General features: G+C 56.2%; 10 protein-coding genes. 2 read left to right on the forward strand and 8 right to left on the reverse strand.

All coding sequences use genetic code 11. The features are described 5' to 3' along the window. Nucleotides 1–684: 684 nt before the first annotated feature. The 4 genes from GOW09_RS06015 to GOW09_RS06030 form a co-directional block, all read right to left on the reverse strand. Nucleotides 685–954 carry a DksA/TraR family C4-type zinc finger protein gene (locus GOW09_RS06015; RefSeq protein WP_171116440.1) on the reverse strand — a complete coding sequence of 90 codons (270 nt, stop codon included), beginning with the start codon at nt 952–954 and terminating at the stop codon, nt 685–687. 58 nt (nt 955–1,012) lie between these two features. Beyond that, complete coding sequence (locus GOW09_RS06020) at nt 1,013–1,987, reverse strand: Gfo/Idh/MocA family protein (RefSeq protein ID WP_171116442.1); 975 nt, start codon at nt 1,985–1,987, stop codon at nt 1,013–1,015. 250 nt (nt 1,988–2,237) lie between these two features. Further along, the gene (rpoH, locus tag GOW09_RS06025) at nt 2,238–3,134 is read right to left on the reverse strand and encodes an RNA polymerase sigma factor RpoH (protein ID WP_171116444.1); all 897 of its coding nucleotides are present in this window, start codon (nt 3,132–3,134) and stop codon (nt 2,238–2,240) included. Nucleotides 3,135–3,279: 145 nt separating this feature from the next. Continuing rightward, nucleotides 3,280–4,314 (reverse strand): RluA family pseudouridine synthase, encoded by a 1,035-nt coding sequence (locus GOW09_RS06030; protein WP_171116446.1) that lies wholly within the window; start codon nt 4,312–4,314, stop codon nt 3,280–3,282. On the opposite strand from GOW09_RS06030, the gene GOW09_RS06035 reads away from it, so the two are divergent. Then, entirely contained in the window at nt 4,313–4,615 is a 303-nt protein-coding gene (locus tag GOW09_RS06035; protein WP_152457651.1) for a DUF6476 family protein, read from the forward strand. The two genes, GOW09_RS06030 and GOW09_RS06035, sit on opposite strands and share 2 nt — an antisense overlap. Nucleotides 4,616–4,664: 49 nt before the next feature. On the opposite strand, the gene GOW09_RS06040 is transcribed toward GOW09_RS06035, so the two are convergent. From GOW09_RS06040 to GOW09_RS06055, 4 genes are all read right to left on the reverse strand, one after another. Further along, nucleotides 4,665–6,560, reverse strand: a complete 1,896-nt coding sequence (locus tag GOW09_RS06040) for an ATP-grasp fold amidoligase family protein (protein ID WP_171116448.1) — start codon at nt 6,558–6,560, stop codon at nt 4,665–4,667. A 27-nt stretch (nt 6,561–6,587) separates the two neighbouring features. Further along, complete coding sequence (locus tag GOW09_RS06045; RefSeq protein WP_171116450.1) at nt 6,588–7,640, reverse strand: glycosyltransferase family 2 protein; 1,053 nt, start codon at nt 7,638–7,640, stop codon at nt 6,588–6,590. A gap of 22 nt (nt 7,641–7,662) precedes the next feature. Beyond that, nucleotides 7,663–8,334, reverse strand: coding sequence for a class I SAM-dependent methyltransferase (locus tag GOW09_RS06050; protein ID WP_171116453.1), 672 nt, complete (start codon nt 8,332–8,334; stop codon nt 7,663–7,665). A gap of 94 nt (nt 8,335–8,428) precedes the next feature. Next, nucleotides 8,429–10,312, reverse strand: a complete 1,884-nt coding sequence (locus tag GOW09_RS06055) for a glycosyltransferase family 2 protein (RefSeq protein ID WP_171116455.1) — start codon at nt 10,310–10,312, stop codon at nt 8,429–8,431. A gap of 316 nt (nt 10,313–10,628) precedes the next feature. On the opposite strand from GOW09_RS06055, the gene GOW09_RS06060 reads away from it, so the two are divergent. After that, a complete protein-coding gene (locus GOW09_RS06060; RefSeq protein ID WP_171116457.1) occupies nt 10,629–10,844 on the forward strand; it encodes an acyltransferase family protein in 216 nt (71 codons plus the stop codon). Nucleotides 10,845–10,933: the final 89 nt, after the last annotated feature.

Raw genomic sequence — 10,933 nt, forward strand, 5'->3', positions numbered from 1 at the left:
ACATCTGCCTTGTGGAAATCCTCCTTCCTCGGCACTGTCGCGCCCAAGGGGCTGTTGAATGCAAGCGGCCGCTACGTGGGACATTACCGCCATTTGGTATGCTTGTTCCAATGGCGGCTTAATCCCCGAAGCGTATACTTGCGGCGATTCTCTCTTTGGGTGAATAAAGCAACAAAGTCTCTGAGTTGGAGGAATAATATGAACCTGGTTCGTCATGCGCTCGGATTAGTCGAGCGTTGAGCTCTTCTGGCCAAAGATAGGTGCATGCGCCAAGGATATCGTGGCGACCTTCAGGGACGGCAACTGGTGTTTCGACCCAATCGGCGTGCCAGTTCGCTGGTGGGGTTGATGCAGCGTTCCCTGAAATACTTGCAATTGCATAGGAACAACCAAATACGTTGTCAGCCCATGGATGACTGCCCCAATGCCATCTACGGCTTTCGACTACGTCTTCGATATCTAGCAAGTCCTCAAAGAACGTAGAAGCAAATCGCGGGCTTTGAACAAAGTGAATCCAACTCCACCAAACCATAACCAGAACTATTGGCAGGGTTATCAATACTCCGACTGAACAAAACAAGAAGAGTATGAGATTCTTCATATGACTTATTTGCGTTCCCGACTTCGGACATTCATAACCAGTGGCGCATCCGACACAATGGGCTCATCGCGGCCATACCAAGATCACTTCAACTGACTGTCTTTCGATCCACGCCGATTGACGCCGCCGCGCGCCTTGAACGCGCCGTCCCGCTCTTGCTGGCAATCCAGGCAGAGCTTTACTCCCGGCAACGCGACGCGACGCTTTTCCGAGATAGGTTCCTCGCATTCGGCACAATGGGTCAGGCTTTCGCCCTGGGGCCGCTTTTGCGCCTGCATCCGCGCCAGTTCATCTGAGATCGACGCTTCGATCTGTTCGCTTACAGCGCCGTCGCGTGCCCAACCTCCGGCCATCGGTCATCTCCTGAAACTGTGACACTCAGGATAGCTGAGCCGTTGGCCGCAACGCAAGTTACAGTGAAACCGCGCCCTCGAATACACGATCAATCACCTCTTGCGTCCCGCGTGAGAATTCCAAAGGGCAGGGATACTCCGCCCCGTCCCTGATTGATCGGCAAAAGGCCTCGACCTGCAACTTGTAATGGTCTGCTCCGGGGAAGCGGGTAACCTGAACTTCAAGCCCCGGCCAGTGCAGCTCGACCCGAGCCTCGCCAAACACACGCGCATTGAACGGGGTCGTCAGGCGGATCAAACCGCTTTCGCCGTGAAATACCATCTCCTGATGGGGATGCATCCGTATGGACACATAGCTGGAATAGGTAAATCCGGGGAACTGGGCGCGTATTTCGGTAAAGATGTCGATATCATCCTGCCAACGGATCGCGGATTGCACCGACACAGGCTCTTGCCCGGTTGCAAAGCGTGCTCCACCGATCACGTAGACCCCGATGTCACGCAATGCTCCGCCGCCCGTTTCCGCACGGTTTCGAATGTTCCGAGTGTCAGAGCGATTGTCGAAACTGAATGCACCGGTCACATGTACCAAATTGCCGATGGCACCATCAGCGATCAGTTTCCTTGCAAGCTGCCATTGAGGGTGATGGACGATCATGTATGCCTCGGCGGCCAGCAGGCCGCATTGGTCCCGCTTTTGGATCAATGCGTCGAATTCATCCGCCTTCATGGTCATGGGTTTTTCGCACAGAACATGCTTGCCAGCCTTTAAAGCCTTAAGGCTCCATTCCGTATGCATATGGTTGGGCAACGGGATGTAGACTGCGTCGATTCCGGCGTCTGCCAACAATGCATCATAGCTGTCAAATACTTGCAAATCCGGGCAAAAGGACTGAAACGGCTCTGCTTTTGCGGCATCCGAAGTTGCCAGCGCGGCCAAGCGCGCCCCATTGGCGGCATGTATTGCCGGGGCCATGTATTCGCGGGCAAATTTCGCGGCACCCAATACACCAAATTGAACCGGTCTTTGCATTGCGCCCTCCGTTCTCGGCTTGTTTCAAATTTCACGCTTCCCGAAGGGTCACCAGCGCTCGTTCTGCTGCGAAATCAAAAACGAAACACGTCTTTTCCTAACACAGCTTTCGACCTTCAGCCATTGATTCAGGGCTATGCTTCAGTTTCTGCAAACATTCTCAAAAAACGCCCCCTGATCATCAGAGGGCGTTTTCCGTTATTGCTTGAACGCAAAGAATCTTCCTCCGAGGCAAGCAGGGGCGCAACTGTTAGCTGACGCCCAGCATGCCTTTTTCCCGCGCCAGATCCCGCATTTTCTTTTGCAGCTTCTCGAACGCGCGCACTTCGATCTGGCGAATGCGTTCTCGGCTTACGTTATACTGAGTGCTCAACTCCTCGAGCGTGACAGGCTGATCCATCAATCGGCGCTGGGTCAGGATATCCTTTTCCCGATCATTCAGCACATCCAAAGCCGCCGCCAGCAATTCCCGACGTGCTTCCAGTTCATCGCGTGCTTCGTAATCACCGGCCTGATCGGCATCCTCATCCTCAAGCCAGTCCTGCCATTGCATGGTGCCTTCGCCTTCGGACCCGACCGTGGCGTTCAGGGACGCATCGCCACCGGACATCCGGCGGTTCATGCTGATCACTTCTTCTTCGGTCACGCCCAGATCAGTGGCGATCTTCTTGACATTTTCAGGGCGCAGGTCGCCCTCTTCCAGTGCACCGATGCGGGCCTTGGCCTTGCGCAGATTGAAGAACAGCTTTTTCTGCGCCGAGGTCGTGCCCAGTTTCACCAGAGACCAGGACCGCAGAATGTATTCCTGGATCGAGGCACGTATCCACCACATTGCATAGGTCGCCAGACGGAAGCCTTTTTCAGGGTCAAACCGTTTGACAGCCTGCATCAGGCCCACATTGGCCTCGGAAATCACTTCGGCCTGCGGCAGACCATAGCCGCGATAGCCCATGGCGATCTTGGCCGCCAGACGCAGGTGAGACGTCACCATCTTGTGCGCGGCTTCGGTGTCCTGCTCTTCGACCCAGCGTTTGGCCAGCATGTATTCTTCTTCCGGCTCCAGCAGAGGAAACTTGCGGATTTCCTGCATATAGCGATTCAGGCCGCCCTCGGGCGTCGGTGCGGGAAGATTTGCGTAGTTTGCCATTATTGTGTCCCTCCGACAAATGTTTAGATGTTTAACATAGGATATGGGTAAGGAACCCTTCCCATTCAAGAGGTGCTGCTAACAGTCTGGAATTAATCTTACGTTAAGAAAAGGTAAAAAGCCCTTTTTCACAGGAGTTTGCTTATTATGACAGCGGTGTGCGCAGACGTTCGACAAGGCATTGCATATCTTGCGGCAAATCGGCCTCGAACCGCAGGGATTCACCGGTGACAGGGTGCTCGAATCCCAAAACGGCGGCATGAAGCGCCTGACGGGGAAAAGCGCCTACAAAACCTGCGGCGGCGGCAGAGAACGCTTTTGCGGACAGCTTGCGCTTGCCACCATAAACCGGGTCGCCCACCAGCCCGTGCCCTGCGTGGGCCATATGAACGCGGATCTGATGGGTTCGGCCGGTTTCAAGCCAGCATTCGATCAGGGCAAGACCCGCCGGCACACCAAATGTCTCGACAACGCGTGCGCGTGTCACGGCATGCCGCCCGCCATGGAACAGAACCGCCTGTTTCTGACGGTCGGTCTTGTGTCGCGCAAGTTGCGTTGTGACGCGCATGATGTTGCCGGGTTCAAAGCTGATCCCTTTGACACCGCGCAACCGAGGATCGTTGGCATCCGGCACCCCGTAACACACCGCACGGTAATACCGTTCGACGCTATGCGCCGCGAACTGCTCGGCCAGACCGTGATGCGCCGCGTCTGACTTAGCGACCACCAGAAGACCACTGGTTTCCTTGTCGATGCGATGCACGATACCGGGGCGTTTCACCCCGCCGACGCCCGACAGATCGTCTCCGCAATGGTGGAGCAAAGCATTCACCAATGTCCCGCTGGGTGATCCCGGCGCAGGGTGCACGACCATGCCTGCGGGTTTGTTGACGACGATTACGTCCGCATCCTCGAAGACGATCTCGAGCGGGATGTCCTCGGGACCGATATGGCTGTCTTCGGCCTCGGCCACGGCAATCGTGACCCGTGCCCCTTCGGCCACCTTGGCCTTGGGGTCGCGTATCTCGGCACCGTCGATCTGCACCGCGCCCCCTTCGATCAGACGCGCAAGTCGGGTGCGCGACAGGTTTTCCCCGTCTGGCACATCCCGGGAAAGCGCCTTATCAAGGCGAGGCGGCGGATCGGCCGCGATCTGAAACTCAATCTGGCGGGTGCCCATGACTGTCCCTTCCGAACCTCAAGAACCGCAGGAAACTCCGCAACTGCGATTGCTGCGGCGGATGGTCATGCTGTTGACCGCGGTGATGATTGGCGGGGTTCTAGTGACATTCGCCCTGATTGTCATCCGCCTATCGGACCGCACACCGACCTTGCCGGATCAGATCGCGCTGCCCGACGGCGCCCGGGCGCAGGCCCTGACCATCGGGGCAAACTGGTATGCCGTCGCAACCGATGACAATCGCATTCTGATCTTTGACAAAACAACTGGAAAACTGCGCCAGGAAATCGCGGTCGAATAGGCCCTGCCACCTGTTCCGGCGGCATGAAAGATCCGGGAATCGTCCAGCCTCAGCCGGGAAACAGCCGAGTTCCGGTCCACGCAGCACCCAGACGCTGATCCAGCGCATCCGACCGCATCTTGTGCTTGCCCGACACCGGCGCCAACATGATGTCACCCAAGCAAATCCTGTCGCCAACCGGGAAAAGCTCTACGCTTGCGCATTCAAGGTCTTGCCCCAGGGTTTCAGCGATCCGGATCATGTCTTCAAAACGTTCGGGCCGGGGTTCAACAGTGCTGCTGGTTGGTGAATACAGCTCATCTGCAAGGTAATCGTAGTCGCGATCATGGAGCATCTGGATGCGCCCTCGCCCCCGGTCACGGTCAACCTGCACCAGCTGCACGCGTCCGGCGATTACCCAGAATTTCCAAGTGCCGGCCTGTCGATCCCCGGCGGACAAGTCTTCTTCGATGTAATAGAGGGGCTTTTGCGTGGCGCGCCACCATTCGCCTGTCCAGAACCCTTCGGGCGTTTTTGTCTTGTGCCACGCGGCCAGTTTCTGGTTGGCATCGTCGCGCTGCGTACGATCCAGCGGGAACGACAGGGCCAGCTTGTGACCATGGCTCATCGTTCCTTTCAACCAATACTGGCCGGGCCCGAGGTCGAGTGTTTCGGGCAATGCCGGAATGTACGCCTCCCACATGCGCTGTGGGCAGGCGAGCAATTCCGAGGCGCTGCCCACGTATTTGGACCGGTCAGAGATCAACGCATCGGGGACTTCGCCAAACAGCTTCATGACCACCAGCTTTTCGGCGAATGTCTTTGGCGCGCGCAGATCGGGTAATGACCGATGGCTATCCGCATAGTTGTACAAAGACATACCAAGCGCATTCAGCCGAGCAGGGTCACTGCCATAGTGTTCCCAACCGCGCGAAAAACCGACGCGTGGCGGGGTGTTGGCACCGTACAGATTTTCAGCTGCAATTGCGTCGAGATCAGCCTGTGCCGCCTTGAGATAGTCTTCCCTGTCAGAGAGCAGAGCAACGGAAACAACGCCGCCGGTGGCGTCGTGGATTTCTTCGGTCGTAGCGCGCAAGGTGGGCAGGTTTGCCGGAAACTCCACCGGTTTGAGGCCCCCTCGGCCGTGGCGCGGCAAAGGCGCGTCGCCCGGTCTCACCCCCAGGTTCCGCAAACGTCGATCCAGAAACGAATGCCGCTTGATCCCGTTTGCAATCCACCACCGCATCCGGCGCCCCCACAGATGCACGGCAAGCGTTTCCTCTTTGATATACGCGTCCCTGAACTCTCTGACGTGAATGTCATTGGCCTGCCCTGCCCGTCTGAACGGCAAAGGATAAAAGACCGGTATGGGGCTGGCATGCTTCAACTCGTCGAAATGGCGCAGAAACCATGTCATGACGCCGGGGCCGTAGACACTGTGTTCCTGATCTGACGCATGAGGCAACTCTCCAGCCTGTTTAAGGCGTTCCAGTTCTTTCCGTTCCTCCCCTTCAACCCAAGGGCGGATCGGATAGGGATCCTGGCAGTATTCGGAATACGCGTTCAACGTGGGGCTGTCGAAGGGCAGCCGCATAACAGCATTGCAGATGGTATCGCGGTTGAAATACCCAAAAACATGATCGGCCCTTGGTATCGGGGCAAGCGCCAAAACATCCGTGTCGCACCACAGAAAATCCGTTTTCTTCATCAGGTGCAATCTGAAGATATCGGATTGGGGCACCGGCGTCTTGAACTGGTTGTTCACGATGAACTGCCTGGGTTCGTGGATTTCGTTTGCCGACACCAGTTCGATACCATCCGGAACGTTGTCGACTTGCCCATAGTGGAACAAAACAACCCTGTGCCCGCATTCGACGAATGACAGCATGCACATCTGCTCCAGAAAGCTCAGGCTGCCTTCCATCCACAGCATCCCAATCGTCGGAAGAGAGTGATCCGCAACCATTCGTCTATTTCTCCAGGGGCTGTTTTGTCAGGACTCTGTCCGGTTTTCGTCAGTCGAAGACGGCGCGCTGGACGACATGCGTTCCCTTACGCCACGGTCCTTTGCGACAAAATCCACAGCCGGTTTTTCAAGAAGTTTCTGGTACAGCTCATCATACTCTGGCAGTTTCAGCAGATCGTTGATCAGGGCCTTGTGCCAGCGGAACGCTCTTCTATGTAGCCGTCGAAGCCTGTCGTCGGCGCGAAACTCTTCCAGCGCCGCATCCACTTCATCCTTGTACCGCAGGATTGTTTCATCCTTGGCACCGCCACGGTTCCAGCGGTCCCAATATTCGGTTCCAAGTGTCTGCGAGGAATGATTTGCCCGACCTCGGCTGCGCTTGGCCAGATAGGCCTGCGTGGATCTGACGGCATAGTGGTTGATCTGTGCGACTTCAAAACCAAACGGAGGCGAGACATGGTTGCCGAAGGGCGCAGGTTCCGTGGCGTGCCCTCCGGGCACGGACCGGAACACGCCGGCCTGAAGTTCGGGACGGGGGTGCGGGTTGTGCAACCCGAAACGAAGATAGAAATCGCCCTGCCTGAACAGGGATTTGACAAACCGGCGCCCTGCCCCGCCTTGTTCGAAATCCAGTTCACAATCGAAGAACTGCCGCGTCACCAGCGTATCGCGCATAACATGCCGACCACTGTTCGAGAAAATCTTCCAGGGGATGGAAATGACGTCAACGCCGGGCGTTGCCTCGATCAGATCATCAACCCTGTGATTTCCAACGTGAATATTCAGGAATTCATCCGCGTCGCCGACATATATCCACTTTGCGTCTTTCACCACCGGCAAGCGCCGTGCCTGTCGCAGCGCAGACCGATGAATCCCTCCGGTTCCAACCCGGTTCCTGTGAAACTCCACATGGCCCAAGTCCTGCAACCGTCTCAGAATCTGGTTGGTGCCGTCTGTACAATCATTGGTGTAGACAATGATCCGGTCAAACCCCAGCACCTTGTGATGGGCCACCCATTCCAGTATATAAGGACCCTCGTTCTTCATCGCGGTGATGAGGACTTTTTCAGGCTTTTCCATCGCTGCCACTTATCCCCGCCGCCTAGTTGTTCTGACCTTTGCTGTCATCTTGCGGGACAATCTTTTCGATGGCGATCTGCGCGCCGGCAATCGCGCGGATGCGCAACTCTCGGGGGTGCTGGCCCAGAAATTCGTTGACCGCACGGATCACGCCGTCGCCCCACCAGCCGCGGCGGTGGTAGTCGTCGAATGCCATGATCCCACCGGGTTTGATCTTGGGAAACAAAGCGGCCAGATCAGCGGTCACGCCTTCATACGAATGGTCTCCGTCGACATAGGCGAACGAGATGCTTTCATCATCAAAAAGCTCCAACGCAGGCACCGAAAAATCGCGGATAATACCGACCTTGCCCTCTTCGATCTCGGCCTCGAAAGTCTTTACGACCTTCTGGAAGATGGCCTCCATCTTTTCGTCTTCGGTCCGACCCACAAACGCGGTTGTGTGCGACTCCTCACCAATATGCTTCCACGGGTCGATCAGAAAAAGCTGACTGGGCTCGATCAGTTTCAAGATGGTCGGAGAGAACTCACCCTGCCAGACGCCGATTTCAACGGCCAAGCCCCCCTTTGGCAAACGCGAAAGGAATGTTCGGCGGATTGCTTCTTTGCTGTTTTTGCGTTTGGTCGCTTTGTCAGCCTTCGGTTTCTTCTGGCCGCCGGGCGCAACACCGATAACCTTGGGTTCGTTCGACATCTCGACCTCACTTGCAGACGGGTATCACATTCACTCAAAACCCGTTTTGTTCATTGCGCCATGGCTACCACGCCACAGCCTCAAGAACCAGAAGCTATGTGTCCTTTTTGCCAAGCGGTGGCAACTTGTCGATGCCAAGCCACGGTGGCTGCAAGCTGGTTATCCGGTATCGTGCAGCATTACGCCCGAGGAAACTGTTTATCGCCGCATTCATACCCGTATATGACCCGCCTCCGTGACGGCGATAGGATGTGAACGCGATACTGCCCCCGGGGGCAAGAACCCGGTCGATACGGCGCAACAGCTGGGTCATCACCTGCTCTGCCCGCACCCCGCGGATGATGAAGACGCCGACGCTTTCGTCTTCAAACAGCTTCAGCATCAAGGGGGGCAGCGCCCGGTAGACACGCAATCGTCCGGCAAGAATGGGGTCGCGGAAATACTCCAGCAATGCATAAAACGTGCGATCCAACGCCTGTAGCTCGGGATCCTGAATTGCATCCGGACATGTGAAACCGTCCCATGACAGCCCCCACGGTCCTATGACGGTCAATTTCTCGACAGCGTCCAGATCAAGTATTTCTTCAATGATTTCAGTCTCAACATGTCCGATCAGCACCCAGTTCTTCTTGCCACTGATTGATCGAAGAAAACTCTGCCGCTGGTCTTTTGTTCTTTCAACTTCCGGAGGGACAGAAGGCAGGTAGACAGGATCCTTGGGATCGAACGGCACCGAAACCTGTTTGGCATCCGTAATTTGCGCATGCTGCGCAGCGGCCTCTTCGTAATCAAACGAGGTTTCGAGGGCATCGAGCCGAACGAACCAAGGAAAATTGTATGGCTTGGAGTTCTCGGGCTTGGACATCTTGCCGAGCCGCGTCCATTTCGCGACCTGGGCAAATGTGATGTCCGGGTCCTTGTACATTTCAGCGTTGAAAGACAGATCGCCATCTTCCATCACGCCGAGGTCCAGCGCCTTGACATAGCGCCCGCTGCGAAAACGGCTGAACTTAGCGATAAAATCCTGCGCCACCTCGGTTTTTCTGAGGCTTGCGATGCGTTCCTTTTGAAATGCAACTGCCTGATGATGCAATTGCCCCAGAACAGTATCGGATCGCAGCTTTTCATAAACCTCCCGAAGTCGCGCAACTTTGGACAGGATCGAAGTTTCTTCGATGTCGTTATAGCAATGCAGCTTCCAGTAGGCCTGACCTGTTGCCTCCATCTTCGGATGAAAACTCGAGGTGTTCACATCCCCACGCAACCGCTTCATCAGATAGCTTTCCACGGACCTCACCGCATAGTGGTTCATCCGAAAAAGCCTGCGCCCAAACCCGGCGCCCGTTGATGAATACGCCCACCCTCGTCTTCGCATGGCCGGCGGCAACGGATCACCGTCCCCGTCGACCCAAGCAAATCGATCCGCCTTGTTGGGTATCGGGCCGCGCGGTCGATGCGTGCTGATTGTGCGATACGATCCGTTGTTGCGAAACAGCGATTTGAACGCCCGCAAGTTGTGAGGACTGACGGCGCCAAGCTCGCCCGCACGGGTGAATTGCTCGACAATGAACCTGTCTTCGAACTCGACGATTCCGTTGTGCCCGAATAACTGCCAGATTGCGGCGAAACCGTCCGCATGCGGCAATGCACAAAACAAATCGTCCAGTGTTCCGTCGCCGACGCGAATATCAAGAAATTCATCCACGTCGCAGACCAATATCCATTCGGCTTCTTTGCACCAGGGGTGTTCCATGGCGTTTGCATAAGCTGAAGCCTGAGGTCCAAATTCCCACGGGTCGGGATTGTCGATATGCGCCAGAAACCCCAGTTCCTGGCACCGCTGAAGGATCGTGTCGGTGCCATCGGAACAATCGTTCGAATTGACGATAAAATGGGTGAAGCCGATCGAAAGATAGTATGCAATCCATTCCAGGATGAACGGCCCCTCGTCTTTCATCGTGGATATGACAAGTCTCATCGCGTCTACCTGTACCCGTGGCCCGCAAATTCAGGATAGCGGGAAAAAACGCATCTTTGCAGATGTATAGCGCGCATCCCTGCCTGCGGCTTTGTTACGGGCCCCGGAAATGCAATGCAAGTGGACGAGCCCGCCGGTTCAACGTCTGCCAACTCCAGATCCCGCAGACGGCCACGGCCCCGCACGCAGCGATCCCCCAGCGTGTCTCCGCCTTGAAACCGTCATTCGGATTGCCATCGCGCGCCAACCATCTATCGCTGGCATTCACCGCTGTCGAAGTCATTTGGCAGCACAGGCGCGGCATCTCGAGTGGATCATGACAGGCAATCTCAAAGATCAAAGGGCGCATGGCCTTGATTCACTGCGCGGTATCGCGGCGTCTGCGGTCGTGTTTGTACACGCGGTGAAAATTCATCCGCTTGGTGTCGATTACACAGACTGGGGTGTCGACTATTTTTCGATGGGGGTGCCGCTGTTTTTCATAATCAGCGCGATGTCCATGTCGCTGGCTTACCCAAAAGGAGTGCCCTGAGCAGCCTCATCTGACTGGTCCAAATTGATTGTTGGTGCATTGTCGGCCTGCGATCCATTGGTATGATGGTTTCGGGCGCTGGCGGGCGA

This window comes from Ruegeria sp. HKCCA5463 (assembly GCF_013034175.1).
In the GTDB taxonomy this organism is placed as follows: Bacteria; Pseudomonadota; Alphaproteobacteria; order Rhodobacterales; family Rhodobacteraceae; genus Ruegeria.